Raw genomic sequence first — 19776 nt, forward strand, 5'->3', positions numbered from 1 at the left:
CCTTATAAATAAATAGTTCTCTGCTTGATGATTGAAAATATAATGGTCTCCATCAGTCTCATTACCTGCAAAGCATTTTCAGGACCTGAACGGGCTGGTGCATTGTTACGTACGCAGTTTATAAAGTGTGCACATTGACTGGATAAAGGTTCCTTCTCCTCAATTACCTGCGGCCTTATTTTCCCATCAGATATTAGTGTTAGCTTTCTGTTTTGCTCTGCAGTGTCATCAAAAATTGCCTTGCCATTGGTACCGATCAAACTAATATTTCTGGTTTTTTTATGATAATGCCAATTGGCGTGAATATGTGCCAGAGCATTATCAGCGAAACCAATATCTATGGACACTATTCCCATGGGCAATTCTGTACCCATGCTAATTCCATGGGCTGAAACCCATTGGGGTTGTTGTTCAAACAAATACAGTAACACCGCTAAATCGTGCACTGATAAATCGCCTAAAACATCTATATCTTGACGATATATGTTAAAATTTGTACGTTCAAAGGTAACGTATTTGATATCACCAAAAATGCCCTTATCTATAAAACTCTTCATTGCCTCTACAGCTGGGTGATATAGCATTAAGTGCCCAGTCATCATCACTTGACCGGTTTGTTTAGCGATATTGGCCAACTTAACGGTTTCGGCCACGTCACTGGCGATTGGTTTTTCTATCAGCACTGCTTTGCCGTTAGTCATACAGTTAGCTGCTATTTCAAAATGTGATAATGGGGGGGTTGCTATAATTACGGCAGCCACTTCTGAATCGCTAAGGGCTATCCGGTAATCCTCAACCACTTTTACGTTGGGAAAGTTTAAAGTTACTCTTTGCCTTGCTTCTTCACTTAAATCGCAGACATACAACAATCTGGCATCTGGCAGGGCATCAAGGGTCTTTAAATAGTTTTTCCCCCATTTTCCACAGCCGATTAAGGCTATACCAGTCATTTAAATCACCGCTTATATTTAGACTTTTTGTAGTATATTTCCGTAATATGCAAAAGGTTCTATGGAATGTAATAAATTCCAAAAATTAGTATTCAATCACAACATAAAATTTATGAATATTCTGGGAAATGTTACATTAGATATAGTGAAGGGAGTGTTAGTATATGGCTAATGGTAAAAAACGAAGAAAACAAAAAAAGCGTAAAAAATTAAAGACAGACCGTTCTATACCTTGTTCAAATGGTAAAGTTAAAATAATAACTGTTAACAGTTCAATTAGTGATAATTTAGCCCCGGCTATTTTGGCACCGGCATACAAAAACTTTAGATATAAACGTGTAATAAAATCAAAAAATACTACCTTTTTTCCCCCTTCCTGCATCACATCTCACAGCAGCACTCCGTATCGAGCAACTGATCAACAGCAATCGAATATCAGGTACCACCGTCCACCAGTGATTAAAACTATCGATAATTTTGACGGTGGACCCGTTAAAACAATAGGCCGGCGCAAATTCACTAGTGACAACACGGTGGTTTTACCGACCAGTTGTTTGCACGCCCACCAAGTTAAAGATGCTGCTAAAATATTTAATTGTACATACCCTAAACCGCCAGTGTTAGAAAAGGTGCCAGACATCACTACACCCACTAATTACAACCGCAATAGAAAAAGATGGGTTGCAACTGCCAGCACCCCCATTGTGCCATTGAGTTGTACCACAAAATTAATATCAGTTGTAAAAACCTTGCAGCCTCAACCACAGAAAAAGTTATGGTATCCGCCACCGCAAGAATACAGACCCAGCCCTACCATCATCGGGCCAGAGCGCAAGGGCAAACGTCACTATAAAAGGTATGGTGACAATAATGTCATTGTTAGTAATGATTGCATCATTCAACCTAAACCAATAGGCAAAGCTCGTTCATATGACTGGCGGAATGCCTTTCCTAAACCAATTGCTCTAGAAAAGGTTGCAGAGATTCTGGGGCCAGAAATTAAAATTCGTGCTAAAAAGCGTTATCATAATGGTAATAGTTTTGTACCAGCCAGTTGCATTATTGTGCCAGAGAATGTGTCCGATGATGAAGCCACAAAGCCAAGGGAGGAGGCAGAGGCAATGGCATTAGCAGCAGAAACGCCAACCACCGATACTGATAGTAACCTTTATCTTCTGGCAGTGGCAGTAATTGTTGCGCTGGTTATGTTTGCCATAGTGATTAGCCGTTAAAAACAAAAAAGTCTGGTGTCTTCTAAGTAACCTTTGTTCGTTCTCAACCGGTGGCGCACGTCCTATGCGCCACCATTTTCGTTATTAAAAATCGAGTAGGAGGGAGTGATTAACTCCCGTCCTCTTACACCACCGTACGTACCGTTCGGGACTTTCATCCTATAGATAACGTCCATGCCGGGCGCACATACGTAAAGGGGCTGTTGCAAAGTTTTGCAACAGCCCCTTTTGTATACCAGTTGTAAGCGCCGACAGAAGTCTAGCTCCCACTCTGTTTTTCTTCAGAAATAATTTCAATCACTAATAATATACCCTCAGATATTTTGATGCGGGCTTGATTAGAGGTTAGCTGATTACTGACACCAAAGGGATTACCCACCGCAAAGGTACCGTTATGTAGTTCCCATTTTAACCCTTGGGTGTATACTCCCTTTACCTTTTCTGTTAGAGGTATTAAAGATACTATCTGACCAGGCACTCCATTTATTTCTGTGGCCAATTGGGGTGTAACCAAATAAAGGCGGTGATGTTCATCTACTATTTTTACCTGGGTTGCCAATTGGGCGGCTTTAATAAGCAAATGAATATTTGCCAGGGTATGATCTAATCTACCTCCGGTGGCCCCTAACAATATCATTTCTTTAAACCCCAGTTTTATCCCCTGCCTAATGGCCAGTTCGGTATCCACCTCATCCTTTTCACTGGGATAACGAATTATTTCAATATCCTTATTCTTAAAATAATCTAATATTGCCGGATTTAAAGAATCCATATCCCCAATGATGACATCAGGAATAACTTTCATTCTGTAAGCATGCCTGGCACCGCCATCGGCACAGATAATATAATCAGCCTGTAATGTTACTTTCTTTAGTTCTTGATAATTATTAATTTCTCCACCTGCAAGTATTACTAGCACAACTATTCACCTTCTCAAAGGAATTTAGCTTATCAAACATTATATTACCATGTTTTTGCTTTCCATAATGAGGTTGTTATAAATATTAAAATTTATTGAGAAGGTGTTAACGGTAGTTTGCTTATGCTCTCAACTCTTCATCATTAATGGTTCTGGCAATTTTTCCACCCTTAATGGCGTCCTCGTACTCAATCTCATCGGCAAATTTTTCACCTATTAGGCTTTCCACCTCCACTCCACAAACATCAGCAATGAAGTTGATGGCGTCCCAATCGGGATAAAACTCTCCCCGCTCTAATCTTTTTACCCATTTTGTAGTTTCTCCTATTTTAATGGCCAAGTCTTTGCTGGTAAATTCCATACCACTTTTCTTGGAACGGTATCTTCTTGCATTTTTTACATTATTGCCAAGTTCTTTTGTACTATACATTTTCTTGCCCTCCTTCCACTTATATTATTTTCAATATATTGACGCTCAATGTCTGGTATCTTTTGATAGATAGAACTGCGAAAGTTGCTACTTAAAGATTTGATGGGTATAATATTAATATCTGGAATGAGGTGTTATAAATGGCAGCTAATTCACCAATTGGTATTTTCGATTCTGGCGTTGGCGGTTTATCAATAGCCAAGGAGATTCGAAAACTGTTGCCCCATGAAGACTTGTTATACTTTGCTGATTCAGCCTATTGTCCCTATGGTGAAAAGTTACCAACCATAATTAAGGACAGGGTATTTGCAATCTGCGATTTTTTAATTTCTAAAGGTGCTAAAATGTTGGTGGTGGCCTGTAATACCGCCTCTATTGTTTCGCTGGACGACATCCGTAGTTATTATAAAATACCAGTCATTGGTGTTGAGCCGGCGGTTAAACCAGCGGTGGCAGCCACAAAGACAGGCACCATTGGTGTATTGGCAACCGGTGTAACTCTATCGGGAGATCGCTTTTCTTCTTTGGTAAAACGCTATGGTGATCAAGCCACTGTGGTAACCCAACCCTGCCCTGGTCTGGTGGAGTTGGTTGAAAAGGGGCAAACAATTGGCCCAGAAACCGAAGCGATGCTCACCAACTATTTGCAGCCACTTTTAAACAATAATGCAGACACCATAGTGTTGGGGTGCACCCATTACCCATTTCTGCGTCCATTAATTCATAAACTGGTGGGGAATGATATTACCGTTATTGACACCGGCGAAGCGGTGGCCCGGCAAACTAAAAGAATGCTGGTGAACAATGATTTACAAAATGATCAAACCAATGACGGTCAGGAAACGATATTTACCAGTGGCAATGTAGAATCTGTTCAACCAGTTGTGCGGCTATTATGGAACAAGCCCTCATTAGAGGTGAAATACATAGAAACTGGAGGAGTTGCCAATGCGGTTAATAGATAGTCACATTCATGTTACTACTTTGCCCTATGAAGGACTACAAGCAATGGCTGAAGGTGGTATTAAAAAGGCCATCAGCTGTGCAGTGGTAGCGGGAGCGCAGCATGCCGAAAGTTATTTTGACCATTTTAGACAAAACTATAATTTTTACCGTAACCTTTGGCAAAAAGCAGGCGTTGATTTGTATACCGCCATTGCAGTACACCCGGCTGGTATTCCTAAAGATTGGATAAGGGTAATTGACAAAATGCCCGAGTTCCTAGAAGAGCCATCGGTGGTGGCCGTTGGTGAAATCGGTATGAATAACTTCACCCAGCTAGAAAAGGACGTGTTTAAGGCTCAATTGGAAGTGGCCAAAGCCCACAATAAACCATGCATTGTACATACCCCCTTCCAAGACCGTGAAAAAATGGTGGACTTGTACTTTGAAATGGCGCAACAGGTAGGTATACCGGCTAACCTTTTAATTGTTGATCATGCTATGTTAGATATCATGGATCAAATTAATGATTTTGGTGCCATCCCGGGAATAACCATTCGCAAACAGCATGTTACACCAGAGGCACTGTATGAAAACTTAGACCAGTACGCCCACGGAATGCTCAACTCTGATTACAGTAATTTTTTTGAAAATGATGCCACAGGAGTAATTAAAGCGGTAAAATACCTCCAAGAGAAGAATGTAGATAACAAAATCATCGAAAATCTTGCCTATAACAAAGCAGCGGCGGTCTTTGGTATCCAATAACTAAAAAGGGGTTGTTGCAAAGTTTTGCAACAACCCCTTTATTCATTAACTATTTTGGTATCTTGCCAATATACTTCAATTACATCTCCTTGGTTAAGGGGTTGTGTGTACTCCACCGGTTCACCGTTACACTTTAAAGTAACCACCCCTTGACCACCGGTTAAATTAAAATCTACGAAATTGAATATGTCCACAAATACCGGCTCCTTAACGTCTACTAATGTGATCTTTTCACCATTAAAAACAACTGTTATCCATTGCTCTTTACCGGTGTTATTAATTAATATTTGTTGATCTTGGTTTACAATTTTTATTTCATCGCCACAATTAATAACATAATCCGGTTCTGCATGCAAGCCGTTAACGGTAACATTACATTGATTCATCTTACAGCCGCGGCTACTTAACAACTCTGCCAATGTTAACCTGGCATCTTTCCCCGGTATCGCGCTGGTAATATCAATAACATCCCCATTCTTTATTATTGTCTGCATGGTGGCCGGTTGTTCATTTACTATAATTTGCGCCGGTTGGCCCAGCTCGCCGTAAAGGGTTTTGGACTGGCCATTTAATTTAAAGGTTAAATCTTTGCCATTGTGCACAATTAAATTTCTGGGATTATAAGAAATTAGGCCCAAGGCGTGGGCCACCGTTAAGTCCTTGGCATTCAACAAACTGTAATCTTTATTATTAATGGTGATGGAAATAAAATCATAACCAATCTTCTTAAAGGCGATATTGGCTATTCCCAAAACAGTTACTCCATCAGGGCCACTAATGGGATCTTTTTTTATTTTCACCACATTGTTTAACATGTCTCGGCCCCTTACCGCCACCCGTACCGGAGGTAGTTGCAAGCGTTCAGCTAACATTTCATTAAGTTTAGGTATTTGAGAACCTCCACCGATACAAAAAACTGTTTTTGGTGATTTATTTCCATTTAAGCTGATGATCTCCCGGGCAATTTTATCAATTAATTGACTGAGTATCGGATCTATCATATCTATAATACTTTGGGAAGAAACGGTAGTTTCAATTCCCAGGATATCTGTATAAGTAATTTTCTTTTTGGTTAGCTGCCTTTTAATGTTTTCAGCGGTGTTAAAGTCTACCAAACAGGCATCCACAATGGCCTCGGTAATTTCATCCCCTGCCACTGGCACCATCCCATAGGCAGTAATGCTGCCGTCACTGGTGATGGCAATGTCCGATGTTCCTGCACCAATATCAACTAAAGCCAAATTTAACATTCTTATCTCTTCGGGAATGACAATATCTATGGCTGCAATTGGTTCCAAAGTAAGGTTAATCGGTTCTAGCTCTGCCCGATGCAACACAGCATATAGACTGTTTATCACCGAATCAGGTAAAAAAGTAGCCAACACTTCAATACCGATATTTTTCCCGCGATGTCCAATTAAGTTGCTGATTGGGAAATTGTTCAAATAATAGCATACCACTGAATAGCCCACACAATAAAAATTGTCCGCACCACTAAGTTCTGCCATCAACTGCTGATGAGCAGTCTGTAGCGCAGTCATTTCTAAACCATGAATATGGGTGCTATCCACCTCGATATTTTCGTCTATATCCATGCCCACCTGACAGCGTTTTGTTTTTAACGAACGTCCGGCAGCGGCAATGGCCACTTTATCTAACTTGCATTTCAGTTTCTTTTCTAATTTTAATTTAACCTCAGATACCCCGCTGGCCACTTTAGGAATATCATGGATTTGTCCATCATACATAGACCGACATTCATGTTCTAACATACATTGAGCTTTAATTTTTAATTTATCGCCATCTATTTGCTCTGCCACAACCCCAATGATGCTACGGGTACCCACATCTAAAGCAAAAATCAAGTTATTACTGCCCATTCCAACACTTCCCACGAATATACATTTCTGTTATTTTGTTTCGACATACTGCGTTTTTTCCCTTTTTTTATACAAACTATTATCAAAGATTGAATTGAATTAACTGCTAAATTTTTTTGCAATTGCCAACTAATCTGCTATTGACTTCAGCTCTTTAGTTAGTTAAACTGTTAGAGAAATGATTGTTAAATGGAATTTAAAAGGGGATGGAAAGATGAGTAGAACTAAGTACTTAGTACTAACGCTGCTGGTAATTGGTTTGGCACTATTTGCAGTTGGTTGTGGGGGCGGCGAAAAACCAGCAACCAATGAACAAGCAGCCACAGAAAAAACCACTTGGGAACAAATTCAAGAAAAGGGTGTTATGGTTGTAGGCTTGGATGATACCTTCAGACCGATGGGTTTCCGGGATGAAAACAATGAACTGGTTGGTTTTGATATTGACATGGGTAAAGAATTGGAAAAACGTTTAGGTATTAAAATTGAATGGATGCCCACCGAGTGGGAAGGCGTTACCGGTTCTTTAAATGCTAAAAAATTTGATGCCATTATCAATGGCATGAGCATCACCGAAGATCGGAAAAAGGCAATTGCTTTCTCTATACCCTATGTAAACGCCAGCATCGGTATGGCTGTGACCAAGGATAACGAAGAAATTAAAACCGCTGCCGATTTAGAAGGCAAAGTTATTGCCACTCAATCGGGTAGTTCAGGATACGAAGCTTGTAAAAAACTTGTTGAAGATGGTATACTGGCAGAGGAAAATGTCAAAATGTATGCTCAATACCCAGAAGCTTTTCAGGACTTAGAAATTGGTCGGGTAGAGGCCATTGTTGTTGACGTAACTACCGCCGAAGATTATGTTAGTAAAAAGCCTGATAACTACAAAATAGTTGAAGAGCCTTTGGTTGCAGACCTTTATGCCATTGGTTTGCGCAAAGACGATACTGATTTAAAAGAAGTACTGGACAATACATTAAGAGAAATGATGGCCGACGGAACCTTGGCAGAAATATCTAAAAAGTGGTTTGACGGCAAAGACATGATAGCACAACCGGAATAATTATGGGGCGCGAATTTTTCGCGCCCTAATAAGCTTTATACTAATGGATGGGGTGTAAAAAACGATGACATTTGGCCCAATTGATATTGAATTCTTATTAACAATCGTACCACTTTTAATTAAACAAGGAGCAGTTATTACTTTAGAACTGACGTTAGCAGCAATATTTTTTGGAACAATAATTGGATTGTTTATCGCTCTGCTAAAAATATCACGCTTTAAACCACTGGCAATGATTGGTGCCCTTTACACCTGGGTTATCCGCGGCATTCCCCTGTTGGTACAGCTATATATATTATATTTCGGGTTACCGAGCATTGGCATTGAGCTCAGCGCCAAAACCGCAGCTATTACGGGTTTAAGCATTTGTGGTGGCGCCTACATCGCTGAAATTATTCGGGCCGGTATTCAATCAATTGACAAAGGTCAAATGGAAGCCGCACTGTCATTAGGTATGTCCTATGGTCAAGCGATGCGGCGGGTGATTTTACCCCAGACCTATCGTCGCTTACTCCCCCCCATGAGCAACGAGTTTATTGCTTTAATGAAGGACACCTCATTGGTTTCAGTTATTTCGATGGTGGAATTACTGCGCACAGGGCAGCTGCTGAATACCACTTATTTTAGGTCAATGGAAATTTACATCACTGTGGGTTTAATCTATCTAGCTATGACAACCATCTTTATTTATATATTTAATAGTCTGGAAAAACGTTTGTCTGTTTCCGATGGTAATTAATGGGGTGAATTGGTAATGATAGTAGCAGAAAACATATATAAAAGCTTTGGTAAACTACAGGTCTTAAAGGATGTTAGCCTCACTGTTAACAAAGGTGAAGTGGTGGTAATAATTGGCCCCAGTGGTTCGGGCAAAAGTACTTTTTTACGTTGCCTTAACTATTTAGAAACGATAGACAGCGGTTATATTACTATAGAAGGACAGCCGGTGGGAAAGGTTAAGCTGGCCGATGGGCGCATTGTGGATGACAGCAGAAAAAATATTTATCGCTTGCGCAGTCAAATTGGCATGGTATTTCAGCGATTTAATCTTTTCCCCCATCAGACAGTGCTACAGAATGTTATTGAAGGGCCTATGACTGTTTTTAAAACCCCGCTAAAGGAAGCCAGCGCCAGGGCGGAAGAGTTGTTAGCCAAGGTGGGCCTAGCGGATAAAACTAAATGTTATCCTGCCCAACTTTCCGGCGGTCAACAACAGCGTGTGGCCATTGCTAGGGCACTGGCCATGCAACCTAAGGCAATGCTGTTTGATGAACCCACCAGCGCACTGGACCCGGAACTGGTGGGCGAGGTATTGGCGGTAATTAAAGACTTAGCCCGGGATGGCATGACAATGGTGGTGGTAACCCATGAAATGAGCTTTGCTCGCGAAGTGGCTGATCGGGTAATCTTTATGGATGATGGCCGAATCGTGGAAGAGGCTACGCCCCAAGAGATTTTTACCAACCCACGTAATCCGCGAACCAGAGAATTTTTGAGCAAAATACTTTAACCAGAGGCTTTGGTTCCTCTGGTTTATTTTTTGCGTTAGTGCGTATAATGCTGGTGGCTTTTGCCTGGTTTTATGTATATTTTTTGGGTTGAGATATGGGTTACGGTAAAACCCTGCCCCTGTTGCACCGCTCACTTAGGGATAGTTTCGCAGACCGAACTAACGCTCATCCAGCCAGCTCCGGCAGGGTTTTTAATTAACCTTTATTTTGGAAGCAAGGGCAAAAACCACCTGGATAAAGGGTTTTAGAAAACCAAACTTTAGAACACGTATTATGTAAACTAACAAAGGAATCCCAGCGAACGGCACAAAATCACTAGCTTTTTAACCGCACCTCTAACTTAGCCCTCTCCTCCTCATAGCCCGGTTTACCCAGCAGTGCAAACATATTTCTTTTATAAGCTTCAACACCAGGTTGATCAAAGGGATTGACTCCCAACAGGTAGCCACTAATGCCACAGGCCTTTTCAAAGAAGTAGACTAGGTTGCCATAGTAGTATTCGTTTATTTGTGGTACCGAAACAATTAAATTGGGCACTCCTCCATCTGTATGGGCCAACAACGTCCCTTCAAAGGCTTTTTTATTAACATAATCCATGGTTTTCCCAGCCAAAAAATTTAACCCGTCAATATTATTTTGCTCTGGCTTAATTTCGATATCTACAGCTGGCTTATCCACATGGATTACCGTTTCAAAGATATTTCTTAGGCCATCCTGTACATATTGCCCCATAGAATGTAAATCCGTTGAGAAATGCAGCGCTGCGGGAAAAATCCCTTTATGGTCTTTACCCTCACTTTCGCCAAATAACTGCTTCCACCACTCGGTAAAGTAGTGCAGCGAGGGTTCATAATTTACCAGCAGCTCGGTGGTCTTGCCTTTACGATATAGGACATTTCTCACCGCTGCATACTGGTAAGCGGAATTTTCATTGAGGTCGGGATTATCATATAAATGGACGGCTGCGGCGGCCCCGGCCATAATTTGATCAATATCCGCTCCACTGGCTGCTATGGGCAATAGGCCCACTGGCGTCAATACTGAGTATCTACCTCCCACATCATCGGGGATGACAAAAGTTTCATAACCTTCTTCATCAGCTAGTTTTTTCAATGCTCCCCTTTGTTTATCTGTGGTGACGTAAATTCTCTTTTTGGCGCCCTCTTTGCCGTATTTCTTTTCTAAGTACTCTCTAAAAATACTAAAGGCTATGGCCGGTTCGGTGGTGGTGCCAGACTTGGATATTACATTAATGCAGATGTCTTTATCCGCCAATACCTCTAATAAATGTTTCATATACACCGGACTAATGTTATTACCAACAAAAAATATTTGCGGTGTCAGTCGGCTGTCCTTGGGCAACAGGTTATAGAAGGAATGTCCCAACAACTCAATGGCCGCCCGGGCACCCAAGTATGAACCGCCAATGCCGATCACCACCAAGGCATCACAATCTGATTTAATGCGGGCGGCTGCCACTTTAATTCTGGCAAATTCCTCCCGGTTGTATTCCAATGGTAAGTTTACCCAACCAACATATTCACTGCCCTGACCAGACTTACTGTGCAACATCCCATGGGCAAGGTTTACAAACTGCTGTTGGTATTGAACTTCACGATGGCTGATAAATGCCGATGCTTTAGAATAATCAAATTTTATTTCTTGCACCATGCTCCCCCTCCTTTGGTCACTACACTATATGTAAATATGTATCTACTTTAAATAATTAATACCTTTTTGTTGAGTGTAGAATCATCATAACCTATTTGTGGGTACTTATCAATTATTTACCAAAAATTAAAAAACCATTAAGCCAAGGATTATAAAATTCTATCTTTGGCTTAATGAGTTTTTATCACTTTTATGTTAAAATACTTTATGTGCATTCTTGAAAGGAGTGACTTTCTATGAACAGCAAGAACAAAATCGAACTTAACACTCCCTACGAGGTTGGCGACCTAGTTGTCTATCTAGTTGACTGGGATTTAGCATATGTGACAGATTATGATTGCCGTTATGAATTAACAGCCACCACTACCACTTGTGATTGCTGCACATTCGCGTTTCGCTCTCGATTAAATCCAGACTTTAAGTGTCGCCACATACTGGCATTAAGAAAAGTCCTTGGCTTAGATTAGCCAAGGACTTATTTTATGTTACCACGCCAAGCTGTCTATGTTCTTCAATCACCCTAAGCAAACTGCGTTCAAATTGTTCATCATCTGCCGCAGCCCTTTTTCGCGGTCCCTTTGTCCTGCCACCAGATCTGCGCAGTTTAGCCTTTACTTCCCGTTCTTCCAATAGAAAATCGATATTATCCTGCCGGAACACTTTACCCCCAGGGGACAGGGCCGCTGCTCCTTTGCCTAAAATCATCGCAGCTAACCCCCAGTCCTGGGTAATGACAATATCCCCTTTGACAGTTATGTTAACTATTTTTATATCCGCCTCTTGGGAGGCATTTCCCACTATGATGTGGTTTGTTGACTTTACCTGATGGTTAAAGTTAGCCACTGTCCACAACTCAATTTGATTTAGGTCAGCTTGTTTTTTACAAATTGCTAAAACACCTTTCGGGCAAGCATCGGCATCAACAATTATTTTCATATCATTCACCTGACGGTCAACCTTTTATGCTGACTGGCTTGCTTTTTTGGCCTTTACCCGATCCTGTTTGTTTAGATATCTTTTACGCAACCGCAAACTTGTTGGTGTTACTTCTAACAATTCATCATCACTTAAAAATTCTAACGATTCTTCCAAACTTAGTTTTTGGGGCTCTTCCAAGCGCAAAGCATCATCGGACCCACTGGCCCGGGTGTTGGTCAAGTGCTTTTTCTTACACACATTAACTTCTAAATCCTGTTCTCTGGAGTTTTGTCCCACAATCATACCTTGATAAGCCTTGGTACCAGCTGTAACAAATAACTTGCCACGCTCCTGGGCTTGATACAGGCCATATTGAGTGGTTTCCCCTGTTTCCGATGCAATCAATACACCTTGCCGCCGACTGGTTATCTCCCCTTTAAAGGGTTCGTAACTATGAAAAACATGGTTCATCACTGCATGACCACGGGTCTCAGTTAACAAAAGCGTCCGGAAACCAATCAGACCCCTAGAGGGAACCTTAAACTCTAAGCGCATTTGATTGCCGCCAATATTACTCATGTTTTGCATTTCGCCCCGGCGGTAACCCAATATCTCCATCACCGGTCCCATTTTATCTTCTGGTATATCCACAAAAAGTAGTTCCATTGGCTCTAATAATTTACCATTTTCATCCCTTTTGTAAATAACCTCTGGCTTAGAAACAGCCAGTTCGTAGCCTTCCCGGCGCATTGTTTCTATCAGAATGGAAAGGTGCAATTCCCCGCGACCGGAAACTTCAAAAGAATCTGGGCTATCGGTGTCTTCAACTCTCAAACTAACATCTTTCTCCATCTCTTTATAAAGTCTGGCCCGAAGTTCACGGGAAGTTAAAAATTTACCTTCGTTACCGGCAAAGGGACTATTATTAACCATAAAGTTCATTTTTAAGGTGGGCTCATCAATTGTAATGGGTGGCAGTTGTTCTGGTTGGTCTTTATCCGCCACTGTGTCACCAATTCTCACATCCTCCATACCAGCAAAGGTAACGATCTCACCACAACCTGCCTCTGACACTTCAACCCTTTGCAACCCCTCAAACACATAAAGCTTGCCCACACGGTTGGGGGTAATGGTGCCATCATGATGAATTAAAGCCACCGCCTGACCATACTTAATGCTTCCTCTGTTAACCCGACCAAGCACCATGCGACCTTGATAAGGATCATATTCAGTATTATTAACTAGTAACTGTAGTGGACCATCAGCATCACCTTCGGGGGCAGGCACATGGTTAACTATTGTCTCATAAAGCGGTCTTAAATCTGCACCGGGTTTACTCAAATCTGTCGTGGCCACACCATTTTTTGCTGAAGCGTACACCACAGGAAAGTCTAATTGTTGATCAGAAGCATCCAGTTCGATAAACAGCTCCAGTACCTCGTCTAAAACACTTTCTACCCGAGCATCTGGCCTGTCTATCTTGTTAACCACTACAATTGGCTGCAAGTTAAGTTCTAAAGCTTTGCGCAAAACAAATCTGGTTTGTGGCATCGGACCTTCAAAGGAATCTACCAACAGCACCACACCATCAACCATTTTCAATACCCGCTCCACTTCGCCACCAAAGTCAGAGTGACCGGGAGTATCCACTATGTTGATTTTTGTATTATGATATTGTACCGAAGTGTTTTTTGCTAAAATGGTAATACCCCGCTCACGTTCCAAGTCGTTGGAGTCCATCACTCTTTCTTCTACATGCTGGTTTTCTCTAAAAATTCCGCTCTGTTTTAACATCCCATCCACCAAGGTGGTTTTACCATGGTCTACGTGGGCTATAATTGCTATATTCCGTATGTCTAGGTTATTCACTATGTGTCCTCCTTAATAATAGGCAAATACAAAAGTACATTATAGTATATCAAAATTTAGAGTATACTGGCAAGTATTTTATGTTAAGCGTGTTAGTGCAGCATAAAAATGACACCAACCTTTAGTAAATGATTGGTGTCATTTTTCCCATGTCTTACTTGACAGGGGCAATTCAGTGTAGCGGGATTTTACCCCAAAAATTATTTGTTATAGCCGCCATAACCGCCGCCATAGCCCATTAATAACAGAATCAGTACTAAAAAGACAATCCAAGAATTACTGCCAGATCCACCACCGCCATAATAGCCCATAAAAATTACCTCCTTTTATTAATTTAGTACACTATATGTCAATTCAGCCAATTCCGTTACAGCCCTTTGTAATTTTTTTCATTAATTGCCGTAATATGTATATAAATAGAGTATTAAAGAAGACAGGGGGACAGGTCCCTTGTCTTATACAGAAACCAAGAAGGGGCCGTTGCCCAATAAACTGAAGAATTCTGGTGCAACAGCCCCTTTTTAAGTTTAGAAATTTGCCGCCCAGGTTACCAGCGGCAACTCAAACTTACTGGCAAAATGTGGACTTTCTGGCCGTACTCTAATGGTATAGCCTAGGGTGCCTTGTTCTAGGTTTAAACTTCCTCTAAAACGATGCACACCTTCTGAAATTTGTTCTACATACTGCATTTGAACATTATTAACGTTGTTGAGAGTACTGCCATCCTCACTGCCATAAACTATCTCCACGCTGACATCTTTATGCCAAATGGGACCAAGTTTTACCTGTGCCTCCAGGCTCAATTCTTCACCCACAAACATATTGTCCTTACCGTTGGTCTCCACCGACTGAATCATCACCTGATGCCAGTTTTCCATAATGAACTGCTTAAAGCCCTTCACTTTAGCGGCAATTTCATAATTATTGCTTTGGAATTCGATACCACGATTGATACAATTAACATAATAATCATTGGTATAGTCCTTAACCATTCTTTCGGTGCTAAATTGCCACGGAATGGTCATCAAACATTCTTTCATCTTGGTAACCCATTCTTTAGAAAAACCATCCTTATCCCCGTAGTAGCTGGGAATGATCTGATCCTCTAAAACTGAATATAAGTACATAACATCATCGCGATCCTGCTCTTCTTCGCTGGGATATTCTTTATCTTCACCAATGGCAAAACCATTATTGCCATTGTAACCCTCCGGCCACCAACCATCCAGCACACTGCAATTTAAAACTCCATTTAACCCAGCTTTCATCCCACTGGTGCCACTGGCTTCCATTGGCCAGCGGGGAGTATTTAACCAAACATCTACACCTTGAACTAAGTGACGCGCCATATTGATGTCATAGTTTTCTAAAAACACAATCTTGCCCCTAAACCGCTCATCATTTGAGGCCTCATATATCAGTTTGATTAATTCCTTACCAGGGTGATCTGCCGGATGAGCTTTGCCTGCAAAGATAATCTGCACTGGTTTGTCCTGATTGTTAAGCATCCGTGACAAGCGTTCCCTATCCCTAAATAAAAGTCCTGCCCTTTTATAGGTGGCAAACCGCCGGGCAAATCCAATGGTCAAAGCTTCGGGATCAAGATAATTTTCTACGTCTTTAATGCGGTTTAAGGATTCACGGTTGCGTATCCGTTGGTTTCTAAGATTTTGTCGCAAATAATCTATGCTTTTCTTCTTTAACTCCTTATGAACATGCCATAGTTGTTCATCCGGTATATTTTTAATTTTTCCCCAGATACTTTGATTTGATATATCTTTATGCCAATCGTCACCAATATATTGGTCAAATAAATTGCTCAATTCTTGGGCCAACCAGGTTTTGGTATGCACACCGTTTGTTACCGAACCAATTGGCACTTCTTCCAGTGGAATTGGCTGATACATGTGATGGAACATCTTGCGTGATACTTGCCCATGAAGTTTGCTAACTCCATTGGTATAACTGGATAAATTCATAGCCAAAAGTGTCATGTTAAATTTGTTACTGCCATGATCCATAGCCAATTTCATAAAGTCATCTCGGCTCATGCCCATTTGGCCATAGATATTGTGCAAATATTTTTCCACCATTTGCGGTTCAAATTTGTCATGACCTGCCGGCACTGGAGTGTGGGTGGTAAATAACGTATTGGCCTTCACTGCCTCTTTGGCAGTGGCTAAGGGCAACCCTTGACCTACTAATTCCCGTAAACGTTCACAACACAAAAAGGCGGCATGGCCTTCGTTTATGTGCCAAGCGAAAGGAGTTATCCCCATTGCCCTAAGGGCTTTTACTCCACCAATACCCAAAATAATTTCCTGGGATATACGCATGTCATTACCGCCACCATAGAGTTGTCCTGTAAGCATTCTATCTTCAGCACTATTCATCTGTATATCCGCATCCAGCAGGTATAGAGTGACCACACCAATCTTTACCTGCCAAACCTTAACATAAACCTGACGGCCTGGGAAATCCAATTCAATGATCACATCTTTTCCCTTGTCATCAGTAACGTGTTTAATGGGCATTTCCGCAAAATTTAAACAAGGATATTCAGATTGCTGAATACCTTCGTTATTAATTCGCTGTGTAAAATAACCTTGTTTATACAACAATCCCACCGCCACAAAGGGTAGGCCTAAATCACTTGCTGCTTTACAATGGTCACCAGCCAATAGCCCCAGTCCACCAGAATAGATGGGTAACGATTCATGTAAACCAAACTCAGCAGAAAAGTAAGCAATGGGATTACCCTGTTGATTGGGATACTGTCTTTGAAACCACTTTTCCTCACTCATGTATTGATCATAGCTAAAAAACACCTGGTCGTACGCCTGTAGAAACTCTTGGTCATTAATTACTCTATTCAGATCTTGCTGTTGTACATGTATCAAAAACTTTACTGGATTGTGGTAAACATCCTCCCAAAGTTTTTCATTAATTTTTCTAAAAAGTTGCGTAGCCAACGGGTTCCAGCTAAACCACAGGTTGTAAGCCAATTCCTGCAATCTGCCAATGCGCTCCGGTACTTTTGGATTTACTGTAACTGCCCTAAAATAATACATTCCGACAACCTCCAGAAAATATAATCTTCATTAAAAATTTATATGTATTGTGCCAATAAAATGTACCATCAATTCATCAAGTTTTTCGCAAATTTTCTACTATACTATTTTTTGCTTTTTTTTTGATTATAAAAAGAGGAATTGTTAAAGCCATGTCTAATTAGATTAACAATAGAAAAATTTCACAAAATATAAAAAAGGGGTGATCTAATGGCACGGGCGGGATTTAAAAATAGGAAAAAGGTAAAAATGTTGCTGTATATAGATTACAACACCCAAGTTTTTGAAGACTTCATTATTGGACCTGTGAATAACCGGGTTAAAATTTTTAAACGCAATGACCTATACTTTATAGATCGCATGGATGGAACTGCACCCACCGGTTATAATCGAATTAAACATTTGGTTAATGATATGGATAATGATATTTTAGATCACTTGGATAAATTAATATTTTAATACTAAAAATAATAAAGCCGGGATAACTCCCGGCTTTATTAGGCAAGCTCTGCTTGCACTAACTGTTCTACCTCACCATCTTGGGGAAAACGGCCTAGTTTTTTCTTGCTAAAAAGCAGTTTTTCGTTAAATTTCACTTCAAAGACCCCGCCACCCGAAGGAATTAACTCTAGTCCAGACAGGTTGTGTTTGTATTGCCGCAATAATTTTTCTGTCAAACTGACAGCTTTAGCTAAATACCCTCAAGCAATACAGTACTCAATAATAATTTTGTTAGCCACAACATCATCCCCTATTTTATTTTATTTTTATCCATCATACCAAACAAATATTAATCAATCAATTTAGGCCAACTTTTATTTATTAGGCAGGAAAAGCGCTCTGCAGGCTAGTATATTTTTACTATGATGATTAATGATATTTGGTATTTGGGAAAAGGACATTGGGCAACTTACACTGAAGATAGCTCCATTGCCGAACAACTTCATAATCTTACCGATGTACATTTGGTCACTGTATATCGGCATATAAAGAAGAATGATATTTTGGCCATGCAATTTACTTTCTATGACCAAGGCTTAGAAAACCACCAGCAACAATCCATTCTGTCTGTGGTTTGCTCGATAATGGGTTTAGATTTCAAACGCGTATTATTATTGAAACAGCGAGGTGACTCTTTACCATATTCCCGTAGATATTTGCCAAAGGGAGATCAGGTACAATTGCCCTTTAATGTTAATGGCCAAAGTACTAGAAAAGTGAAAAAACGGAAAAAAACTAGCCATTAAAAAAGGAACCGCAAGCGGTTCCTTTCGGTTATTCCTTATTCTTCTACAATTGTTACCTTATTCATCTTAGTGCCGGGCTTAATTTTATCCACTGCATCCATACCTTCAATTACTTGACCAAACACTGTATGCACGCCATCCAAGTGGGGTTGGGGTTCATAAACAATAAAGAATTGGCTACCACCGGTATCTTTACCGGCATGGGCCATGGATAATGCACCACGAACGTGTTTATTAGGATTGCCCTCGGTCTCACATTTTATGGTATAACCGGGGCCACCAGTGCCGGTGCCATAGGGGCAGCCGCCTTGGGCCACAAAACCAGGAATAACCCGATGGAAGTTAAGACCATCATAAAATCCTTTTTTAATTAAAGATTCAAAATTTGCCACAGTGCCGGGGGCATCTTTTTCAAATAATTCTATAACGATGTTCCCGTTATCTGTCTCGATAATTGCCTTTTTCATTGGTTGTAAAACCTCCCATCATTTTTCACACAATACTATTATATCCTAACTTTTTGACAAATACTACCTATATAATAAATATTGACAATCTTATTTAACTTAGTTAAACTCTAATATAAGTCATCTCTATCAGGAGTGAAAATAATGAGTAATCAAATAAAAAAGTCACGTAACCTGGCGGAGCTTTTTGTGCGGGTTTTTGAAAAAATAAAAATAGAATCACGCCGCCACCTGTGTGAAGAAATTGACATCACCCCTTCGCAATTTACCGCCCTAAAATACCTAAATCAACATGACAGTAATTTACTAAGTGATTTAGCCGAAGGATTATTAATCAGTAATGCAGCAGTAACCAAAATGACCGATCGGTTAGAAAAAAAGGGACTGGTTAAAAGGGTTAATCATGCCGGTGATAGACGGGCCACCGTACTAAAGTTAACAGCCCTCGGAAAAGAACTGGTTTCTAAAGCTACCCAGGCCGAAACAAATGGTTGGAAAAAAGTTATTGACCGCATGAGTGAAACCCAAAGGGATGCGTTAATGCAAGGCATTCAAGCCTTTATTAAATCTGGTCTGATTGATATTCGGGACTATAATGAAATTTGTTTGAAGTGTGGCATCGAGCACCAAGACAGTTGTCCGTTGGAGTGTACCGCCAAGGAAAAACAAGACAATTTATCTCCTTTAAGTCACTAAAAATGCCAAAGAGGGCATGTATTTAACCGGCCTCTATCTTGGCATTTTTTTAATGTGAATTTTAATAAATCAATTGCAAAATATACACCAAAATAGTATACTTAAGCCAATACATATGTATGACATAAATCATCAAAAATTA

Annotated in this window: 19 protein-coding genes; 9 read left to right on the top strand and 10 right to left on the bottom strand. The window is 40.6% G+C overall.

The features are described 5' to 3' along the window. Positions 1–2: 2 nt before the first annotated feature. Complete coding sequence (locus tag V6C27_07795) at positions 3–950, bottom strand: Gfo/Idh/MocA family oxidoreductase (GenBank protein ID MEG6616327.1); 948 nt, start codon at positions 948–950, stop codon at positions 3–5. 164 nt (positions 951–1114) lie between these two features. Between V6C27_07795 and V6C27_07800 the strand changes: the two genes are divergently transcribed. Further along, the gene (locus V6C27_07800) at positions 1115–2182 is read left to right on the top strand and encodes a hypothetical protein (GenBank protein ID MEG6616328.1); all 1068 of its coding nucleotides are present in this window, start codon (positions 1115–1117) and stop codon (positions 2180–2182) included. Positions 2183–2441: 259 nt separating this feature from the next. On the opposite strand, the gene V6C27_07805 is transcribed toward V6C27_07800, so the two are convergent. Both V6C27_07805 and V6C27_07810 read right to left on the bottom strand, forming a co-directional pair. Then, positions 2442–3101 carry a thiamine diphosphokinase gene (locus tag V6C27_07805; protein MEG6616329.1) on the bottom strand — a complete coding sequence of 220 codons (660 nt, stop codon included), beginning with the start codon at positions 3099–3101 and terminating at the stop codon, positions 2442–2444. Positions 3102–3222: 121 nt separating this feature from the next. Next, positions 3223–3531 carry a helix-turn-helix transcriptional regulator gene (locus tag V6C27_07810; protein ID MEG6616330.1) on the bottom strand — a complete coding sequence of 103 codons (309 nt, stop codon included), beginning with the start codon at positions 3529–3531 and terminating at the stop codon, positions 3223–3225. A gap of 140 nt (positions 3532–3671) precedes the next feature. Between V6C27_07810 and murI the strand changes: the two genes are divergently transcribed. Both murI and V6C27_07820 read left to right on the top strand, forming a co-directional pair. Continuing rightward, entirely contained in the window at positions 3672–4496 is an 825-nt protein-coding gene (murI, locus tag V6C27_07815; protein ID MEG6616331.1) for a glutamate racemase, read from the top strand. After that, positions 4480–5241, top strand: coding sequence for a TatD family hydrolase (locus tag V6C27_07820; protein ID MEG6616332.1), 762 nt, complete (start codon positions 4480–4482; stop codon positions 5239–5241). Before murI ends, V6C27_07820 begins: the two co-directional genes overlap by 17 nt. Before the next feature lie 38 nt (positions 5242–5279). Here the strand turns inward: V6C27_07820 and V6C27_07825 are convergent, their stop codons facing one another. Further along, a complete protein-coding gene (locus V6C27_07825; protein ID MEG6616333.1) occupies positions 5280–7121 on the bottom strand; it encodes a cell division FtsA domain-containing protein in 1842 nt (613 codons plus the stop codon). A gap of 214 nt (positions 7122–7335) precedes the next feature. Here V6C27_07825 and V6C27_07830 point away from each other — a divergent pair, with 214 nt between their 5' ends. The 3 genes from V6C27_07830 to V6C27_07840 all read left to right on the top strand — a co-directional run bounded on the left by V6C27_07830 (position 7336) and on the right by V6C27_07840 (position 9694). After that, positions 7336–8184, top strand: coding sequence for an amino acid ABC transporter substrate-binding protein (locus V6C27_07830; protein ID MEG6616334.1), 849 nt, complete (start codon positions 7336–7338; stop codon positions 8182–8184). A gap of 64 nt (positions 8185–8248) precedes the next feature. Beyond that, positions 8249–8923, top strand: a complete 675-nt coding sequence (locus tag V6C27_07835) for an amino acid ABC transporter permease (GenBank protein ID MEG6616335.1) — start codon at positions 8249–8251, stop codon at positions 8921–8923. A 15-nt stretch (positions 8924–8938) separates the two neighbouring features. Next, entirely contained in the window at positions 8939–9694 is a 756-nt protein-coding gene (locus tag V6C27_07840) for an amino acid ABC transporter ATP-binding protein (protein ID MEG6616336.1), read from the top strand. Between the two features lie 316 nt (positions 9695–10010). Here V6C27_07840 and V6C27_07845 read toward each other — a convergent pair whose 3' ends face one another. The 4 genes from V6C27_07845 to glgP all read right to left on the bottom strand — a co-directional run bounded on the left by V6C27_07845 (position 10011) and on the right by glgP (position 17224). Next, positions 10011–11363, bottom strand: coding sequence for a glucose-6-phosphate isomerase (locus V6C27_07845; GenBank protein ID MEG6616337.1), 1353 nt, complete (start codon positions 11361–11363; stop codon positions 10011–10013). Between the two features lie 483 nt (positions 11364–11846). Then, the gene (locus tag V6C27_07850; protein ID MEG6616338.1) at positions 11847–12302 is read right to left on the bottom strand and encodes a YaiI/YqxD family protein; all 456 of its coding nucleotides are present in this window, start codon (positions 12300–12302) and stop codon (positions 11847–11849) included. A gap of 24 nt (positions 12303–12326) precedes the next feature. Then, complete coding sequence (typA, locus tag V6C27_07855; GenBank protein ID MEG6616339.1) at positions 12327–14156, bottom strand: translational GTPase TypA; 1830 nt, start codon at positions 14154–14156, stop codon at positions 12327–12329. Positions 14157–14680: 524 nt separating this feature from the next. Next, positions 14681–17224: an alpha-glucan family phosphorylase gene (gene glgP / locus V6C27_07860; GenBank protein MEG6616340.1), complete on the bottom strand. Its 2544-nt coding sequence runs from the start codon at positions 17222–17224 to the stop codon at positions 14681–14683. A gap of 210 nt (positions 17225–17434) precedes the next feature. On the opposite strand from glgP, the gene V6C27_07865 reads away from it, so the two are divergent. Continuing rightward, a complete protein-coding gene (locus tag V6C27_07865) occupies positions 17435–17683 on the top strand; it encodes a hypothetical protein (protein MEG6616341.1) in 249 nt (82 codons plus the stop codon). 38 nt (positions 17684–17721) lie between these two features. Here the strand turns inward: V6C27_07865 and V6C27_07870 are convergent, their stop codons facing one another. Further along, positions 17722–17964: an Rdx family protein gene (locus V6C27_07870; GenBank protein ID MEG6616342.1), complete on the bottom strand. Its 243-nt coding sequence runs from the start codon at positions 17962–17964 to the stop codon at positions 17722–17724. A gap of 126 nt (positions 17965–18090) precedes the next feature. On the opposite strand from V6C27_07870, the gene V6C27_07875 reads away from it, so the two are divergent. Further along, entirely contained in the window at positions 18091–18471 is a 381-nt protein-coding gene (locus tag V6C27_07875; protein ID MEG6616343.1) for a hypothetical protein, read from the top strand. A 35-nt stretch (positions 18472–18506) separates the two neighbouring features. On the opposite strand, the gene V6C27_07880 is transcribed toward V6C27_07875, so the two are convergent. Continuing rightward, positions 18507–18938, bottom strand: a complete 432-nt coding sequence (locus tag V6C27_07880) for a peptidylprolyl isomerase (GenBank protein ID MEG6616344.1) — start codon at positions 18936–18938, stop codon at positions 18507–18509. Between the two features lie 144 nt (positions 18939–19082). Between V6C27_07880 and V6C27_07885 the strand changes: the two genes are divergently transcribed. Continuing rightward, a complete protein-coding gene (locus V6C27_07885; GenBank protein ID MEG6616345.1) occupies positions 19083–19634 on the top strand; it encodes a MarR family transcriptional regulator in 552 nt (183 codons plus the stop codon). Positions 19635–19776: the final 142 nt, after the last annotated feature.

Source organism: Peptococcaceae bacterium 1198_IL3148 (assembly GCA_036763105.1).
Classification (GTDB): domain Bacteria; phylum Bacillota; class Desulfotomaculia; order Desulfotomaculales; family Desulfohalotomaculaceae; genus JBAIYS01.

Bases quoted from the DNA above. Each gene is read 5' to 3' on its own strand.
- V6C27_07825 (MEG6616333.1), bottom strand. From the start codon at position 7,121: ATGGGCAGTAATAACTTGATTTTTGCTTTAGATGTGGGTACCCGTAGC.
- V6C27_07840 (MEG6616336.1), top strand. From the start codon at position 8,939: ATGATAGTAGCAGAAAACATATATAAAAGCTTTGGTAAACTACAGGTC.
- V6C27_07865 (MEG6616341.1), top strand. From the start codon at position 17,435: ATGGCACGGGCGGGATTTAAAAATAGGAAAAAGGTAAAAATGTTGCTG.
- V6C27_07820 (MEG6616332.1), top strand. From the start codon at position 4,480: ATGCGGTTAATAGATAGTCACATTCATGTTACTACTTTGCCCTATGAA.
- glgP (MEG6616340.1), bottom strand. From the start codon at position 17,224: ATGTATTATTTTAGGGCAGTTACAGTAAATCCAAAAGTACCGGAGCGC.
- V6C27_07885 (MEG6616345.1), top strand. From the start codon at position 19,083: ATGAGTAATCAAATAAAAAAGTCACGTAACCTGGCGGAGCTTTTTGTG.
- V6C27_07800 (MEG6616328.1), top strand. From the start codon at position 1,115: ATGGCTAATGGTAAAAAACGAAGAAAACAAAAAAAGCGTAAAAAATTA.
- V6C27_07875 (MEG6616343.1), top strand. From the start codon at position 18,091: ATGATTAATGATATTTGGTATTTGGGAAAAGGACATTGGGCAACTTAC.
- V6C27_07880 (MEG6616344.1), bottom strand. From the start codon at position 18,938: ATGAAAAAGGCAATTATCGAGACAGATAACGGGAACATCGTTATAGAA.
- V6C27_07850 (MEG6616338.1), bottom strand. From the start codon at position 12,302: ATGAAAATAATTGTTGATGCCGATGCTTGCCCGAAAGGTGTTTTAGCA.
- V6C27_07835 (MEG6616335.1), top strand. From the start codon at position 8,249: ATGACATTTGGCCCAATTGATATTGAATTCTTATTAACAATCGTACCA.
- murI (MEG6616331.1), top strand. From the start codon at position 3,672: ATGGCAGCTAATTCACCAATTGGTATTTTCGATTCTGGCGTTGGCGGT.
- V6C27_07830 (MEG6616334.1), top strand. From the start codon at position 7,336: ATGAGTAGAACTAAGTACTTAGTACTAACGCTGCTGGTAATTGGTTTG.
- V6C27_07810 (MEG6616330.1), bottom strand. From the start codon at position 3,531: ATGTATAGTACAAAAGAACTTGGCAATAATGTAAAAAATGCAAGAAGA.
- V6C27_07795 (MEG6616327.1), bottom strand. From the start codon at position 950: ATGACTGGTATAGCCTTAATCGGCTGTGGAAAATGGGGGAAAAACTAT.